General features: G+C 71.8%; 15 protein-coding genes. 5 read left to right on the forward strand and 10 right to left on the reverse strand.

Going from position 1 to position 14906, the window contains the following annotated elements; genetic code table 11:
- The first annotated feature begins 39 nt into the window (after positions 1 to 39).
- Positions 40 to 1257 (forward strand): MFS transporter, encoded by a 1218-nt coding sequence (locus IEZ20_RS38370; protein WP_189307589.1) that lies wholly within the window; start codon positions 40 to 42, stop codon positions 1255 to 1257.
- A 227-nt stretch (positions 1258 to 1484) separates the two neighbouring features.
- Here IEZ20_RS38370 and IEZ20_RS38375 read toward each other — a convergent pair whose 3' ends face one another.
- From IEZ20_RS38375 to IEZ20_RS38390, 4 genes are all read right to left on the reverse strand, one after another.
- The gene (locus IEZ20_RS38375; RefSeq protein ID WP_189307591.1) at positions 1485 to 1814 is read right to left on the reverse strand and encodes a hypothetical protein; all 330 of its coding nucleotides are present in this window, start codon (positions 1812 to 1814) and stop codon (positions 1485 to 1487) included.
- Between the two features lie 187 nt (positions 1815 to 2001).
- Positions 2002 to 2694 carry an esterase/lipase family protein gene (locus IEZ20_RS38380; protein WP_189307637.1) on the reverse strand — a complete coding sequence of 231 codons (693 nt, stop codon included), beginning with the start codon at positions 2692 to 2694 and terminating at the stop codon, positions 2002 to 2004.
- A gap of 211 nt (positions 2695 to 2905) precedes the next feature.
- Positions 2906 to 3310: an ATP-binding protein gene (locus IEZ20_RS38385; protein ID WP_229896486.1), complete on the reverse strand. Its 405-nt coding sequence runs from the start codon at positions 3308 to 3310 to the stop codon at positions 2906 to 2908.
- On the reverse strand, positions 3304 to 3528 hold the full coding sequence (locus IEZ20_RS38390; RefSeq protein ID WP_189307593.1) for a hypothetical protein: 225 nt from the start codon (positions 3526 to 3528) through the stop codon (positions 3304 to 3306). Before IEZ20_RS38390 ends, IEZ20_RS38385 begins: the two co-directional genes overlap by 7 nt.
- 115 nt (positions 3529 to 3643) lie before the next feature.
- Here IEZ20_RS38390 and IEZ20_RS38395 point away from each other — a divergent pair, with 115 nt between their 5' ends.
- Both IEZ20_RS38395 and IEZ20_RS38400 read left to right on the forward strand, forming a co-directional pair.
- A complete protein-coding gene (locus tag IEZ20_RS38395; protein WP_229896487.1) occupies positions 3644 to 4507 on the forward strand; it encodes a helix-turn-helix domain-containing protein in 864 nt (287 codons plus the stop codon).
- The gene (locus IEZ20_RS38400) at positions 4479 to 4682 is read left to right on the forward strand and encodes a DUF397 domain-containing protein (protein WP_189307595.1); all 204 of its coding nucleotides are present in this window, start codon (positions 4479 to 4481) and stop codon (positions 4680 to 4682) included. The genes IEZ20_RS38395 and IEZ20_RS38400 overlap by 29 nt, the downstream gene beginning before the upstream one ends.
- A 62-nt stretch (positions 4683 to 4744) precedes the next feature.
- Here IEZ20_RS38400 and IEZ20_RS38405 read toward each other — a convergent pair whose 3' ends face one another.
- The 3 genes from IEZ20_RS38405 to IEZ20_RS38415 all read right to left on the reverse strand — a co-directional run bounded on the left by IEZ20_RS38405 (position 4745) and on the right by IEZ20_RS38415 (position 8215).
- Entirely contained in the window at positions 4745 to 6688 is a 1944-nt protein-coding gene (locus IEZ20_RS38405; protein WP_189307597.1) for a S53 family peptidase, read from the reverse strand.
- Between the two features lie 214 nt (positions 6689 to 6902).
- Positions 6903 to 7535, reverse strand: coding sequence for a DUF305 domain-containing protein (locus IEZ20_RS38410; protein ID WP_189307599.1), 633 nt, complete (start codon positions 7533 to 7535; stop codon positions 6903 to 6905).
- Positions 7532 to 8215, reverse strand: coding sequence for a thioredoxin-like domain-containing protein (locus IEZ20_RS38415; protein WP_189307601.1), 684 nt, complete (start codon positions 8213 to 8215; stop codon positions 7532 to 7534). The genes IEZ20_RS38410 and IEZ20_RS38415 overlap by 4 nt, the downstream gene beginning before the upstream one ends.
- 150 nt (positions 8216 to 8365) lie before the next feature.
- Between IEZ20_RS38415 and IEZ20_RS38420 the strand changes: the two genes are divergently transcribed.
- Positions 8366 to 8821, forward strand: coding sequence for an RrF2 family transcriptional regulator (locus IEZ20_RS38420; protein ID WP_189307603.1), 456 nt, complete (start codon positions 8366 to 8368; stop codon positions 8819 to 8821).
- Between the two features lie 24 nt (positions 8822 to 8845).
- Here the strand turns inward: IEZ20_RS38420 and IEZ20_RS38425 are convergent, their stop codons facing one another.
- Positions 8846 to 10030 (reverse strand): globin domain-containing protein, encoded by a 1185-nt coding sequence (locus IEZ20_RS38425; RefSeq protein WP_189307605.1) that lies wholly within the window; start codon positions 10028 to 10030, stop codon positions 8846 to 8848.
- A gap of 307 nt (positions 10031 to 10337) precedes the next feature.
- On the opposite strand from IEZ20_RS38425, the gene glnA2 reads away from it, so the two are divergent.
- The gene (gene glnA2, locus IEZ20_RS38430; protein ID WP_189307606.1) at positions 10338 to 11699 is read left to right on the forward strand and encodes a gamma-glutamylpolyamine synthetase GlnA2; all 1362 of its coding nucleotides are present in this window, start codon (positions 10338 to 10340) and stop codon (positions 11697 to 11699) included.
- 114 nt (positions 11700 to 11813) lie between these two features.
- Here glnA2 and IEZ20_RS38435 read toward each other — a convergent pair whose 3' ends face one another.
- On the reverse strand, positions 11814 to 12218 hold the full coding sequence (locus IEZ20_RS38435) for a hypothetical protein (RefSeq protein ID WP_189307608.1): 405 nt from the start codon (positions 12216 to 12218) through the stop codon (positions 11814 to 11816).
- A 227-nt stretch (positions 12219 to 12445) separates the two neighbouring features.
- The gene (locus IEZ20_RS38440; protein WP_189307610.1) at positions 12446 to 14818 is read right to left on the reverse strand and encodes an Orn/Lys/Arg family decarboxylase; all 2373 of its coding nucleotides are present in this window, start codon (positions 14816 to 14818) and stop codon (positions 12446 to 12448) included.
- Between the last annotated feature and the right edge of the window lie 88 nt (positions 14819 to 14906).

Here is a 14906-nt window from a genome sequence, read left to right on the forward strand (position 1 = left end):
GAACTCCGCTCCCCCGCTTCGAAAGGCACAGGCCCCTCCATGCCCCTGGCCCTGCTCGCACTGGCCGTCGGCGCCTTCGGTATCGGTACGACCGAGTTCGTGATGATGGGCCTCCTGCCCGACGTCGCGGACGACCTGGACATCTCCCTCCCCACCGCCGGCCACCTGGTCTCGGCGTACGCGCTCGGCGTCGTCATCGGCGCCCCCCTGCTGGCCGCGCTCACCGCGCGCATGCCCCGCCGCACGGTCCTGATCTCCCTCATGGTCCTGTTCGTGGCCGGCAACGCCCTGTCGGCGTTCGCCCCCGGGAACGGCTCCCTGCTGGCCGCCCGCTTCCTCAGCGGCCTGCCGCACGGCGCCTTCTTCGGCGTGGGCGCGGTCGTCGCCACGGCGATGGTCCCGCCCGAGCGCAAGGCCCGCTCGGTGTCCCTGATGTTCCTCGGCCTGACCGTCGCCAACATCGCGGGCGTTCCCGTGGCCACGCTGGTGGGCCAGCACCTGGGCTGGCGGGCCGCCTTCCTCGGAGTGAGCGCGATCGGGGTCGCGGCGATAGCGTCGCTGGCCCTCCTGATCCCCCACGACCGGGAACACGCGGCCTCGTCGGCGGGTCTGCGCGGCGAACTGGCCGCCCTGCGGTCCGTGCCGGTCTGGCTGGCCCTCGGTACGACGGTGGCGGGCTTCGGCGCGCTGTTCGCGGCCTACAGCTACGTCACGCCGATGCTGACGGACACGGCGGGTTACGCGGAGACGAACGTGACCCTGCTCCTGGCCCTCTTCGGCGTCGGCGCCACGGCCGGCAACCTCCTGGGCGGCCGGCTGGCGGACCACTCCCTGCGCGGCACCCTCTTCGGCGGCCTGGCGTCCCTGGGGGCCGTGCTCCTGCTGTTCCCGCTGCTGATGCGGGCGGAGTGGAGCGCGGCCCTGGCGGTGACCCTGCTGGGCACGGCGGCCTTCGTGACCGGCTCCCCGCTCCAGCTCATGGTGATGGAGAAGGCGTCGGCGGCTCCCTCCCTCGCCTCCTCGGCCAACCAGGCGGCCTTCAACCTGGCCAACGCCGGCGGCGCCTGGATCGGCGGCCTGGCCCTCGCGGCCGGCTTCGGTACGACGTCCCCCGCCCTCGCGGGAGCGGCCCTGGCGGTGCTGGGGCTGGGCGTGGCGAGCGTGGCGTACGCCGTGGACCGCAGGCGGGCGACCCCGTCGGCGGGCCGGATCGTCGCGTCGCGGGTGCCGGAAGGGTCGGGGGCACTGCGAGGCTGAGGCGAGCCCTCAGGGGCCGGCCGGAGGGGCCTGGTCCGGCCTAAGGGCCTCTCTTCCGGATCATGCCGGGGTCGCGGGGTCCGGCACGCACATCCGCGGCGTTGTCGTCGGTTGTCGACGCTCCGCGTCGACGCCCTCCTCCGCCTTGCGGCTGCACGCACCGGACCCCGCTCGGGTCGGCCGACAGGCACCGTCGTCCGCAGCCGGCCTGATCCGGAAGAGAGGCCCTAGTCGCCGATGAACCAGAGACAGCTCCCCGGCATCGCCGCGCAGGCCTCCAGCATCTCGGCGAGATCGACCAGGGCGGCCTCCCGGGAGGGGTCGGCGCACTCCCGTACGAGGGCGGCCACCTCCGGCAGGGCGGCCTGCGCGTCCTGGTCGGTGAAGCGGGTGTCCCGGTAGGGGTCGATCCGGGCGAGCCGCCCCCCGGTCACCCCCTCCAGGGCCGGCGCGAGCATCTCCCCGTGCTCGTGCGAGGCCCGGACCACGACCTCCCGCCGCCGCCCTTTCCCCCGCGCCGGCGCCCGCCCGACACGCAACTCCAGCTCGATCCCCACGGCACCTCCCCCGGCAAGTGTCGAGCACGCACCCGCCCCCCAGCCCCTCCCCTCCCGGACATCGGCGATTGGCGGATGTGTGCCACCCGGCACCGGCACCCCGACCCGCTCACCTGCCCTTTCCCTCCCGCCCCCCGGCACGGATCTGCCCATCGCCGTGTCACCCCGGGGGCCGGGTGGGGTGGGGTCAGCGGTTGATCGTGTTCCGGACCTCGGTGTAGACCGTTGCGTCGTTGAACAGGTCCGTGTGGGTGAGGCAGGCGGTCTCGGTGTTGGTCGCGCCGGACAGGGGGACGGAGCTGTCGGGGTTGATCACCGTGTCGCAGGGGGACCACCAGGTCGCGTAGCGAGCCGAACCGGGTGTCTCGTCGCCGGAGTTGAGCGCGGCGAGGAAGTCCGAGCCGATGCGCATCTCGGTGCAGGACGTGTCGAGGCAGCTGTTGGCGCTGTCGGTCCCGTGGTTCGGGCCGCCCAGGGACACCCAGGCGTCGACCTTGGCCGTTCCCGCGAGGTTCTTGAGGTAGTAGCGCGAGGAGAGCCCGCCCATGGAGTGGCTGACGATGTCGACCTGGGTGGCGCCGGTCGCCGCGAGCAGGCGGTCGACCTCGGCGGAGAGCTGCTGGGCGGTCGTGGCGTTCGACTGGCGCCAGTCGTAGGTCCACTGGTCCAGGTAGGAGGACGGCCAGCCGTCGTTCCTGAAGCGGGAGGCCATGGTGTTCCAGTTGCCGCCGTCACCGGTGTAGCCGTGCACGAAGAGGACCGGGTTGCTGCCGGAGCGGAAGGCGGAGCTGCCGGCCGCCTGCGCTGCGGAAGCGGGCGCCTGCACGGCGAGGAGCACGCCGGTCGCGGCGACGGCCGTGGCGACGAGGGATCTGTTCAGGAGGGATCTCTGCACGGGGAGCCTCACGGGGAGCGGTGGGGAAACGCGCTCGGCGGCGCGTCTGACGGGGACTGCGCGGAGCGCCTCCCGGGTTGCGGGAGGCCGTGCCCGAGGGCGAGTGGGGACGGCGGAAGACGCCGATTCGCCGCAGGCGCAGGGAAAGGACACCGGTGTCGTCGAGGGATGACTGGAGCGTACTGACCAGTAGGTATCAGTGGTCAAGAGGCGTGCGTCCGGTTTCTCGCTCCCCGCCGCAGTCCCGCAGCTCACACCACACCGTCTTCCGGTCCGGCCCCCGTTCCACGCCCCACCGCTCTGCGAGGGCGTCCACGAGAGCCAGTCCCCGCCCCGACTCCTCCGTCTGCGTGGCGGGCAGCAGGGCGGGCAACGCGCGTGGCTCGGGGTCGGTCACCTCGATGCGGGTACGGCCGTGCGGCGCCGCCGTACCGATCACCCGTACGGTCACCGGGGTGCCCTCGCCCAGGTGGTCGATGACGTTCGTCAGCAGCTCCGTCGCGCACAGGCGGACGTCGAAGCCGTGGTCCCGGAGGCGGTGGCGCAGGTCCGGTGCGGCCTTCGGTGTCGCGAGCAGCTCCAGCTCCAGCAGCGTCAGCACTCCGCCGCCGCCTTCCTCAGCACGGCGGCCAGCGCACGCGCCGTGGCCGTGTTGCAGTTCCCGAGCGTGACGAGCCCGGCGGGCGGGGCGTACGTACCCGCGAAGCCCGGCAGGTCGACGCGGAGGGAGGGGAGCGTGATGCCGTGCAGGGCGAGCGCGGCGCGGAGATCCTCGACGCAGAGGGTCACGTCGTAGGCGGTGGGGGAGTGGTCCGGCATGAGGGGCGGCAACCTTCTGTGCGCTCTGTGACGAACTCCTCACAGCCTGTCGCCAACCCCGCTACCGTGAAAGGGGTTTCGCGTTCGCGACCAGGGCAGCGGAGGAGGGTGAGCGGTGGCTCGCGGTAAGGACATCGACGGCTCGATGAGCGTCCCGACCTTCTACGGCAAGGAGTTGCGGTGGAAGAGGGAGGCGGCGGGGCTGTCGCTGGAGGCGTTCCTCGAGGGCAGCTTCTACGGCAAGACGTACCTCAGCGACATCGAGCGCGGGGAGCGGAGGATGCCGATCGATCTGGCCCGGCATGCGGATCGGGTGCTGAAGACCGACGGGTTCTTCGAGCGGCGGTGTGAGGATGTGCGGAGGGCGAGGAGGGGGCCGCATGCCGCGTACTTCGAGAAGGTTCTGGAGGCGGAGAAGCACGCGGAGTCCATCGAGGAGTGGTGTCCCATCACGTTCCCCGGGCTGCTCCAGACGGCGCCGTACGCGCGGGCGCTGGTCCGGTCGGCTCACCCGGGAGCCCTCGATGAGTGGGTGGAAGAAAAGGTGACGGCCCGTCTCGCGCGTGCCCGCATCTTCGAGGACGACCACACCACCCCGGAGTACTGGGCGATCCTGCACGAGTCGCTGATCAGGGAACCGATCCTCCCTCCGCTGGAAATGGCGGAACAGCTCGACCGCGTCGTGGCCTTGGCCGAGCGGCGCCGGATCACTCCGCAGATCGTTCCGCGGACGTGCGGTGCGTATCCCTTGATGGCCGCCTCCATCATGGTCATGGTGTTCCCCGACGCTCCCCCGCTGATCTACACCGAGGCGTCCTACAGCGGCGACACCATTGACGATCCGGCCCTCGTGAAGCAATACCGCAAGGCATACGATCGGCTCAGGGCCGTCGCGCTGTCACCAGACACGTCCCTCGCCAAGATCAAGGCAGCGGCAGAGGATTTCCGAAATGGCAAGCAACCGGATCGACTTGAGTGACGCTCTCTGGTTCAAGAGCAGCTACAGCAACGGTGACGGCGGCAACTGCGTCGAAGTAGCGGACGGCATCCCCGGCCTCATCCCCGTCCGCGACTCAAAGGTCCCCCACGGCCCCAGCCTCCTCCTCACCCCCACCGCCTGGACCCCCTTCATCGCCGCCCTCAAGTCCCAGTAACCGAGGAACGCAAAGGGGCGTGAGGCCGCCAAGGCCCCACGCCCCTCACCTGATCCGGAGGATTACCGCTTCCGGAACGACTGCACGTACCCACCCGCGGGCGAACCCACGCCGGTGACGTCGTCGTAGCCCTTCACGGCCTTCAGGGAGCTGTCCTTGCCCAGGCTGCGGGCCGAGGTCGCGAGGCCGCCGGAGGCGTCGAAGCCGTTGACGAAGTCGATCCGGGCCACGGCCAGGCCGGACCCCGTCGGGTCGTCCGTGACGTCGTGGTAGACGCCCTGCTTGCCGTACTTGGCGTAGATCGACGGGTTGGCGAAGCCGATGGCCTTGCCGCCGCGGGCCTCCTGGGCCAGGGCCTGGACCGCCGCGATGACCGGGGCGGCCAGCGAGGTTCCGCCGATGCGGTACTCGCTGTACTGCTCGGTGCCGTCGGGGAAGGTCTGGGTCTGGCCGACGAGGAAGCCGGTGTTCGGGTCGGCGATGGCCGCGATGTCGGGGACGACGCGGTTGCCGGCGGCGTTGTTGGCGGTGGCCAGCTCCTTCGGCACGATCCCCTTCTGGTAGTACGGCTGCGGCACCGTCTTGCTGGTGCCGCCGCCCGCGCCGGAGGTGAACGTGCCGGGGAAGCCGGCCCAGCTCTTGCCGTCGGCCGACAGCGAGGCCTTCTCGGTGCCCCAGCCGGTCTCCCACAGGTACTTGTCGCCCTTGCCGACGGCCAGGGAGGTGCCGCCGACCGCGGTGACCCAGGCGGAGTTGGCGGGGGTGTCGACCTGCTTCACGCCGGTGTTGGCGACCTGGTCGCCGTCGTCGCCGGAGGAGAAGTAGAAGCCGATGCCCTGGACCGCGCCCAGCTGGAAGACCTGGTCGTAGGCGGCGGCGAGGTCCGGCGTCTGGTTGGCCTCGACGTCGCCCCAGGAGTTGGAGACGATGTCGGCCAGGTGGCTGTCGACGACCTTGCTGAGGGAGTCCAGCAGGTCGTCGTCGTAGCAGGAGGCAGCGCCGACGTAGGTGACGTCGGCGTTCGGGGCGACCGCGTGGACCGCCTCGACGTCCAGGGTCTCCTCGCCGTACCAGCCGGCGGCCCCGCACTCCTCGGTCTTGGTGTAGTTCTTCGGCAGCGACTGGTGCAGCTGGCCGGTCTTCCAGGCCGCGTCACCGTTCTTCAGCGCGTACGCGCCCGCGTCGTAGGCGATCGTCGGGGAGGCGTACGCGTCGGTGATCGCGATGCGGACGCCGCGGCCGGTGTACGTGCCCGCGCCGTACGCGGCGCGCAGCTGCTTGCCCGTGTAGCCCTTGACCGCGTACGGGATCTTCGAGCCGTACGCGTCCGGGAGCGTCGTCGCGATGTTCGAGCCGTAGTACGAGGAGAACGGGCCCGAGTTCTTGAACACCGCGTCCGGGGGCGGGAGCTGGTCGTCGTGGTTCGCCTTGTGCGGGGCGTTGTCCAGGCCGGTGACCGTGAGCACGGCGCCCTTGAGGGCGGCCGGGACGGAGGCCGCGGCGGCCGGGGCGCGGTAGGTCTTCGAGCCCTTGGCGAAGTTGTGCAGCTGGGTGCCGAACGCCTTCTCGGCGGCGGCCACGTCACCGGAGACGGCGACGTAGTGGGGGGTGACCGCGGTGACGGTCAGGCCGGCCGACTTCAGCCAGGATGTGACCGCGCCGACCTGGGCCTTGGTGGCGCCGAAGCGGGCCTGGGCCTTCTTGGCGCTCAGGTACTTGCCGTACAGCGGCGAGCTGGGGTCGGACACCGCCCTGGCGTAGGCGGCGAGGCCGGCCGCGTCCTTGCCGGCGAGGTAGACGCGGGCCTTGACCCGGGCGCTGTCCGAGGTGGCGCCCTTGTCCGCCTTGGCCGTGGCCCACAGCGGCTTGGTGTTCTTCAGGACGTCACGAGCGGGGCTGTCCGCAGCGTGTGCCGCGGGTATGCCCAGCGCCAGCGCACCGGCGATCATGGGCAGTGTCGCTGCCATGCTCACACCGGCGCGCACGGTGGCGCGGTTGGATCTCATAGAACCCCCTGCGATGCGGTTCGCATGCATGTAGTGGTGGTCGGTACCACGTGGATGCGCGCGCCGGCCCGCGGCGGTGTCGGCCGGCGAATGGATCACACGATGGGGGCCACTCTCTCGGTGAACCGTTCATGTCAGGGGAACGTGAAAGTCAAGAGAAGCTCAAGTAACCGCCCCCGTAGGGGGATTTGACGCTTTCGTCCGGACGGTGGTGTTACGAACGGGGTTGCGCGCCCCGCTCCTTGAGCATCCCGGCCATCAGCTCGATCTCCGACTGCTGCGCGTCGACCATGCCCTGCGCGAGCCGCTTCTCCACGCCGACGGTGCACTTGGCGACACAGCCCTCGGCCATGTGGATCCCGCCCTTGTGATGGGCCGTCATCAGCTGGAGGTAGAAGACCTCGGCCTGCTTGCCGCTGAGCGACTGGAGCTTCTTCAGCTCGGTGTTGGTCGCCATGCCCGGCATCAGCGCGCCGTCCTTGCCGGAGGCCATGCCGCCCATGCCCATCCAGGTCATCGGCGGGTCGGCGGACACCTTGGGCAGCTCCCACAGGTCCAGCCAGCCCAGCAGCATCCCGCGCTGGTTGGCCTGGGTCTGCGCGATGTCGTACGCGAGCCGCCGCACCTCCTCGTCCTTCGTGCGGTCCCGCACGATGTACGACATCTCGACGGCCTGCTGGTGGTGGACGGCCATGTCCCGCGCGAAACCGGCGTCCGCCGACTGCGCGCCCGGCGTCTTCGGGTCCGGTCCGCCGCTGTCCTCGGCGACCGCGTACGTGATCGCGCCGGCCGCGACGAGCACCGCCGCCGCGGCCCCCGCGGCCCAGCCGATGTGCTGCCGCCTCACTTCATGACCCCGCCGGTGCACGAGGCGCCCGGCTCGGGCGTCTGCTGACCCTGCACGTAGGTGGCGAAGAACTTGTCCACTTCCGGATCCTTCGCGCTCTTCACCGCCACCTGGTGGCCCCACGCCGACAGCAGCAGCGGGGCGTCCTGGTTCTCGTACGGGCTCATCAGCGAGTACGGCGTCTTCTTCACCTTGGCCGCGAGCGCGTCGACGTCCGCCTTCGGCGCCTTGCCGGTGTACGTCACCCAGACCGCGCCGTGCTCCAGCGCGTGCACGGCGTTCTCGTCCGCCACCGGCTTGGTGTAGACGTCACCGTTGCAGTTCAGCCAGACCGGGTTGTGGTTGCCGCCGACCGGCGGGTGCATCGGGTACGACACCTTGGTCGTCACGTGCGTCCGGGACAGCTTGCCCGACCAGGTCTTCACCCCGTCCTTGCCGGTGGTGAAGTGCCCGGAGTCCCCGGAACCCTTGGCGTCGCCGCTCGGCGTCGCCTGGTCCTTGCCGGAGTCGTCCTGCGACCTCACCAGGACGACCCCGCCGACGACGAGACCGACGACGACCACCGCGCTGGCGGCGATGGTGAGCACCCGGTTGCGGCGCTCGCGGGCACGCTCCGCGCGCCGCATCTCCTCGATGCGCGCCTTGCGCGCCGCGGTGCTGCTGTTCTTGCCGGAACCCATGAGGCGTGTCCTTCTGCGGAAGGGGACGGGACGGTGGGGCTCGCTGATCGTAATGCGGCGGGGCCGCACTTCCGTAGGGAGGGCGCAGGAATCGGATGATGCGGAGCCAGGAAATTTGAACGCCGTATGCGTCTTACCTACGCTCGCGGTATGCGGCTGCTGCGCTCCACCGACCTGGCCCTGCGCGTCCTGATGCGACTCGCCGTCGTCGCCGACGCCGTGCCCACGACCCGCCAGGTCGCCGCGGACATGGACGTCCCCTACACGCACGCCGCCAAGGTCGTCGCCGAACTCCAGCGCCTGGGCCTGGTCCACGCCCGGCGCGGCCGGGGCGGCGGACTGGCGCTGACGGAGCGGGGGCGTACGGCGTCGGTGGGCGCGGTGGTGCGGACCTTCGAGGGCGACGGGGACGTGGTGGACTGCGACGGCATCGCCCAGGGAACGCCTCCCTGCCCGCTGCGCTCCGGCTGCCGTCTGCGGGGCGCCTTGCGCGGGGCTCGGGAGGCGTTCTACGCGGCGCTGGACTCCGTCACCCTCGCCGAGATCGTCGACGAGCCGACGGGACCGCTCCTGCTGGGGATCTCCCGGAGACCGGGCCTGGACTGAGCGCCCCTCGCGGGGCGCCGCCCGTCAGCCCTGCGCCAGCCACAGGTCCGGCCCGAACACCTCGTAGTGGATGTCCGCCGGAGCCACGCCCTTCCCGATCAGCTGGGTACGGACCGCGCGCATGAAGGGCAGCGGGCCGCACAGGTACGCGCGCGTGCCGGGCCGTACGGCGATGTCCGCCAGGTCGACCAGGCCGGTCCGGGTGCCGGGCCCGGCGCCCTGCTCGTAGAAGAAGTGCACGCAGGCGTCGGGCAGCTTGCCGGCGTAGGCCGTGTGGTCGGCGCGCAGGGCGTGGTCGGCGGGGGAGCGGTCGCCGTGGACGACGGTGACCGGGGCGCGGTGGCCGCCGGCCGCGAGGTCGGCCAGCATCGCGACCATCGGGGTCACGCCGATGCCGGCCGAGGCGAGCAGCAGGGGGGTGTCCGGCGCGTCGGAGAGGGTGAGGTCGCCGAAGGGCTCGGAGAGTTCCACGATGTCGCCGGGGTGCACGCGCGTGTGGAGGTGGTGGGAGACCTCGCCGTCGGGCGTGGCCCCGCCGTGCACGCGCTTGACGGTGATCTGGCGCACCGCCCCGCCGGGCGCCCCGGACAGGCTGTACTGCCGTATCTGCCGGGCGCCGTCGGGCAGGGTGACGCCGACCGAGACGTACTGCCCGGCGCGGAAGGCGGCCACCGGGCCGTCGTCGGCCGGCCGCAGCCGGAAGGTGACGACGTCGGCGGTCTCCTCGACGCGCTCCTCGACCCGGAAGGCGCGCAGGCCCGGGCCGCCGCTCTCCTCGTACAGCCGCTTCTCGATCGCGATCAGCGCGTTCGCCATCAGCCAGTACACCTCGTCCCAGGCGGCGGCCACCTCCGGCGTGACGGCCTCGCCGAGGACCTCGACGATGGCGGCGAAGAGGTGCTCGTGGACGACGTCGTACTGCTCGGGGGCGACGCCGAGGGAGGCGTGCTTGTGGGCGATGCGGCCCAGCATCGCGTCCGGCCGTGTCTCCGGGTGGTCCAGCAGATGCGTGGCGAAGGCGGCGATCGAACCGGCGAGGGCCTGCCGCTGGGTGCCGGCCGCCTGGTTGCCGCGGTTGAAGAGGTCGCGCAGCAGGCCGGGGTGGGCGTCGAAGAGGCGGGCGTAGAAGCGCTCGGTGATCGCGCCGATCGCCGCGCCGACGGCGGGCAGGGTGGCACGGACGGTGGCTGCGGACTGCTCGGTCAGCATCGGGACTCCTCGGAGAACTCGGCTGACGCGCACGCTATGAAAACTTGCATTTGGGATGCAAATTTAGCGGGCGTGGTGTCGGTCACGTACGAAGCGGATCGGCCATTACGGATGCCGGTGCGAGCAGGCAAGATGGGCGACAGAGAAGGACACCTGCCGTACGACAGGCGTTCAGGCCGAAGACGCTCGGGCGATCAAGGTCCGCAACGCGCGTGAAATGGTGTTGTGGTGGGATGCTCAGGTGCCCGACCGCCTCCCGTGGCACGGGGGACAGGCGGCCTGACCAGCAAGGATGGGGAAGCGGAAGATGGACAAGCAGCAGGAGTTCGTGCTCCGGACCTTGGAGGAGCGCGACATCCGGTTCGTACGCCTGTGGTTCACGGACGTGCTGGGCTTCCTCAAGTCCGTCGCCGTGGCCCCCGCGGAGCTGGAACAGGCCTTCGACGAGGGCATCGGCTTCGACGGCTCCGCCATCGAGGGCTTCGCCCGGGTCTACGAGTCCGACATGATCGCCAAGCCGGACCCGTCCACCTTCCAGGTCCTGCCGTGGCGCGCGGAGACCCCCGGCACGGCCCGCATGTTCTGCGACATCCTCATGCCGGACGGCTCCCCGTCCTTCGCCGACCCGCGCTACGTCCTCAAGCGCGCCCTCGCCCGCACCTCCGACCTGGGCTTCACCTTCTACACCCACCCGGAGATCGAGTTCTTCCTGCTGAAGGACCGCCCGCTGGACGGCTCCCGCCCGACCCCGGCCGACAACTCCGGCTACTTCGACCACACGCCCACCAACGTCGGCATGGACTTCCGCCGCCAGGCGATCACCATGCTGGAGTCCATGGGCATCTCGGTGGAGTTCTCCCACCACGAGGGCGCCCCCGGCCAGCAGGAGATCGACCTGCGCTACGCCGACGCGCTCTCCACGGCCGACAACATCATGACCTTCCGCCTGGTCATGAAGCAGGTGGCGCTGGAGCAGGGCGTCCAGGCGACCTTCATGCCGAAGCCGTTCTCCGAGCACCCCGGCAGCGGCATGCACACCCACCTGTCCCTCTTCGAGGGCGACCGCAACGCGTTCTACGAGTCCGGCGCGGAGTACCAGCTCTCCAAGGTCGGCCGCTCCTTCATCGCGGGCCTGCTGCGGCACGCCGCGGAGATCTCCGCGGTCACCAACCAGTGGGTGAACTCCTACAAGCGCATCTGGGGCGGCTCCGAGCGCACGGCGGGCGCCGGCGGTGAAGCCCCCTCCTACATCTGCTGGGGCCACAACAACCGCAGCGCCCTGGTCCGCGTCCCGATGTACAAGCCGGGCAAGACCGGCTCCGCGCGCGTGGAGGTCCGCTCCATCGACTCCGGCGCCAACCCCTACCTGGCCTACGCCGTCCTGCTGGCCGCGGGCCTGAAGGGCATCGAGGAGGGCTACGAGCTGCCTCCGGGCGCCGAGGACGACGTCTGGGCCCTGTCCAACGCCGAGCGGCGCGCCATGGGCATCGAGCCCCTCCCGCAGAACCTCGGCGAGGCCCTGACCCTCATGGAGAGCAGCGACCTGGTCGCCGAGACCCTCGGCGAGCACGTCTTCGACTTCTTCCTGCGCAACAAGAAGTCGGAGTGGGAGGAGTACCGCTCGGAGGTCACCGCCTTCGAGCTGCGGAAGAACCTGCCGGTGCTGTAAGCACAGGTCACGGCGGGTCTCCGCCGAAACGATCCCCTGGGGCCGACGGTCGCGGACCGCCGGCCCCGGGGCGTTTCGGCACGGGCGTTACCGGGGCGGGTACCGCCCCCCGGCTCAGGTGCCGCCGGTGATGGGGACGCCGCCTTCCGTGTTGTCGCCGGGTGTGCCGGTGATGGGGACGCCGCCTTCCGTGTTGTCGCCGGGTGTGCCGGTGATGGGGACGCCGCCTTCTGTGTTGCCGCCTGCGGTGCCGCCGGCTTCGGAGGTGCCGCCCGGTGTGCCGCCCGCAGGGGCGCCGCAGGAGCCGCAGCCCGCGCCGGCGCCGGGCCGGTGCCGGTCACCCGTGGGGGCGCGGCCCCCGGGGTGGTGTCCGTGGCCTCTCTTGGACGGCTGCACGGCCACGGTGCCGGTGTGCGGGGTGGCGGCGAAGGCGCCGGCCGGCAGCATGGCGGCTCCTGCGGCCAGGGCGGCGGTGACGGTGAGCATCACCAGGTGATGTCTGTGGGATGTGCGAGGCATGGCAGTTCTCCTTCTGTGAGAGACGGGAACTGCCGAGGGCCTCCTCGTCGGTCAGGGGGCCCTCGGCAGCGGGACTCCCCGTCCCGGAAGCCGCCCCCGGGCATTCCCCGGGGGCGGCTCGGCGAGAGCCCGTGCATCGAGTAGGCCGCATGCCGGGTGCGGAGGCACGTCCCGGGAATGCGTGGCTTGACGCGGGCGCGGACCTCGGCGTCAGGAGACCCCCGGTGTCACTCCGGCCGCAGGACCTCGATCTCGTAGTCCCCGCTGTCCTCGTCGATCGTCACCCCGTGGGTCTCGCTGCGGAAGCCCGGGAAGTGGCGGTCGAAGGTCTCCAGGGCCGTGAGGTAGCGCAGCAGGGGGCCGTCGGGGGTGCCGGTGGACTCGCCCGGCATCAGGACCGGGATGCCGGGCGGGGTGACCGTGACCATCGCCGCCGCCACCCGGTGCGCGGCGTCGGCGATCCGGACCCGTTCCGTGCCGCCCCGGACCAGGCGCTGGTAGCAGTGCTGGGGCGGATGGACCGGCTCCGGGAGCCGCTGGAACGCCGTGTCCAGCAGCTCCACCAGGCGGGCCGAGCGCAGCTGCTCGTGCATCTGCCGGCACAGCTCGCGCAGGGTCAGGCCCGAGTAGCGGCGGGGGTGCGCGGCGACCGCCGCCGGCAGGACGCGGTCGAGGGGGGCGTCGGCGTCGTACAGGGCCTTGAAGTCCATCAGGGCGTCCAGCAGCGTGCCCCACTTGCCCTTCGTGATGCCCATCGAGAAGAGGATCAGCGTGGTGTAGCTGTCGGTCTTCTCGACCACGATGTTCCGGGTGGCCAGGTACGCCGTCAGGACGCGCGCCGGGATGCCCTCCTCGGCCATCTCGCCGGTGGCGGTGATGCCGGGGCAGGTCAGCGTGACCTTGACCGGGTCCAGCATGCAGTGGCCCTCGGTCAGCCCGGGGAAGCCGTGCCAGGCGGCGCCCGGCTCCAGCAGCCAGCAGGACTGCTCGGTGCGCAGCAGCTCCGGCGGGGCCTCGTCGAAGGGCAGCCGTTCGCCCGTCGCCGGGTCGGTGACCTCCTCCGGCTGCCAGACGCCGAAGAACCACGGCGGCCGGTCCCCGGCGCTCGCCACCCGGCGTCCGAGCCGCACCATCTCCTGCCGGAAGCGGATCGCCTCCGTCACCGCCTCGTCCACCAGCCACTCGCCCTGCGGCCCGTCCATCATGGCCGTCGCCACGTCCAGCGAGGCGATCATCGGGTACAGGGGCGAGGTGGTGCCGTGCATCATCAGGGCCTCGTTGAACCGGTCGTGCTCCACCGGCGCCCGGGGCGCGGGCCGTACGTGCACCATCGCCGACTGCGACAGCGCGGCCAGCAGCTTGTGCGTGGACTGGGTCGCGAAGACCGTCGGCCGGTCCGGGCCGGGGAAGGCGTCCGCGTCCACCGACATGCCGTACCGGCCCCGGTACAGCGGGTGGAAGCGGGCGTACGCGAACCACGCCTCGTCGAAGTGGACCCGGGGCGTGCTGGCCGCGAGGGCCTTCGCGGCCGGTACGGCGGCGTAGCTCAGGCCGTCGTAGGTCGAGTTGGTGAACACCGCGTACTGGGGGTCCCGGGAGACGGCGCCCCCGGCGAGCGGGTGCGCGGCGATCCGGGCCGCGATCGAGTCCGCCGCCAGCTCGGCCGGGGGCAGCGGGCCCGCGAGGCCGTACCCGTTGCGCGTGGGCACCAGGTACACCGGCCGGGCGCCGGAGACGACCAGTCCGTGCAGGACCGACTTGTGGCAGTTGCGGTCCACCAGGGCGAGTTCGTCACGGGTGACGCTGTAGTGGCCGACGAGACGGTTGCAGGTGGAGTCGCCGTGCAGCACGAAGTAGCTGAGGTCGGCGCCGAAGACGCGGGCCGCGTTGCGCTCCGCCTCCCCGATCGGACCGGTGTGCTCGAACAGCGAGCCCAGCTCCTCCACCGAGATCGACAGGTCGGAGCGGAGCAGCCGTTCGCCGAAGTAGTCGTGGAAGGCGCGCCCGGCGGGCGACTTGAGGAAGGCGACGCCACCGGAGTGGGCCGGGGTGTGCCAGGAGTACTCGTGGGCGTCGTCGAAGCGGCGCAGCGCCCGGAAGAACGGCGGCAGCACGTCCTCCCGGTAGGCGCGGGCGGCGCTGGTGATCCGGCCCGCGATGAAGTGGGGGGTGTCCTCCAGCGGCCAGACGTAGCCGACGACCGTCTCCGACACCCACAGCGGCAGCTCCCGCACGCCCTCTTCGGCCATGACCAGGAACACCGGCAGGTCCCGGTAGCGCCGCCCGATCCGCCGCAGCACGGCCGCCCCGCCACAGGCCCCGTCGGAGGCCCCGCCGGTGATCTCGGCCGGCTTGGCGAGCGCGGCGCCGGGACCGTCGCCGGCCGGCCGCGCGCCCCCGGGCAGGTCCCAGGCCACCAGGGCCGCCGCCAGCCCCGCCTCGGTGCGCAGCACCGCGTCCGCGTCCTCGGCGCTGACCGCCCAGCGCACCCCGAAGCCGTCCGCCTCCACCGCGTCCCGGATCTTGCGCAGCTGTTCGGCCCCGGCGCCCTCGGCGCGCGGATGCTCCGGCACCGCGACCAGGATCCTGCTCTCGCCCATCCCGTGCCCTCACCTTCCCGACGGCCGCCCGGCCACCGTCCGGAAAGTCTCCGGGGCGGCCCGCCGCGGCTTTGGGACGCGGCACCCG

Origin of the sequence: Streptomyces cinerochromogenes, assembly GCF_014648635.1 — a bacterium.
Classification (GTDB): Bacteria; Actinomycetota; Actinomycetes; order Streptomycetales; family Streptomycetaceae; genus Streptomyces; species Streptomyces cinerochromogenes.

What these genes read in the sequence shown, in the direction of transcription:
- IEZ20_RS38390 (WP_189307593.1), bottom strand. Translation starts at nt 3,528, where the DNA reads ATGCCGGACCACTCCCCCACCGCCTACGACGTGACCCTCTGCGTCGAG.
- IEZ20_RS38415 (WP_189307601.1), bottom strand. Translation starts at nt 8,215, where the DNA reads ATGGGTTCCGGCAAGAACAGCAGCACCGCGGCGCGCAAGGCGCGCATC.
- IEZ20_RS38400 (WP_189307595.1), top strand. Translation starts at nt 4,479, where the DNA reads ATGGCAAGCAACCGGATCGACTTGAGTGACGCTCTCTGGTTCAAGAGC.
- IEZ20_RS38440 (WP_189307610.1), bottom strand. Translation starts at nt 14,818, where the DNA reads ATGGGCGAGAGCAGGATCCTGGTCGCGGTGCCGGAGCATCCGCGCGCC.
- IEZ20_RS38435 (WP_189307608.1), bottom strand. Translation starts at nt 12,218, where the DNA reads ATGCCTCGCACATCCCACAGACATCACCTGGTGATGCTCACCGTCACC.
- IEZ20_RS38425 (WP_189307605.1), bottom strand. Translation starts at nt 10,030, where the DNA reads ATGCTGACCGAGCAGTCCGCAGCCACCGTCCGTGCCACCCTGCCCGCC.
- IEZ20_RS38370 (WP_189307589.1), top strand. Translation starts at nt 40, where the DNA reads ATGCCCCTGGCCCTGCTCGCACTGGCCGTCGGCGCCTTCGGTATCGGT.
- IEZ20_RS38405 (WP_189307597.1), bottom strand. Translation starts at nt 6,688, where the DNA reads ATGAGATCCAACCGCGCCACCGTGCGCGCCGGTGTGAGCATGGCAGCG.
- IEZ20_RS38420 (WP_189307603.1), top strand. Translation starts at nt 8,366, where the DNA reads ATGCGGCTGCTGCGCTCCACCGACCTGGCCCTGCGCGTCCTGATGCGA.
- glnA2 (WP_189307606.1), top strand. Translation starts at nt 10,338, where the DNA reads ATGGACAAGCAGCAGGAGTTCGTGCTCCGGACCTTGGAGGAGCGCGAC.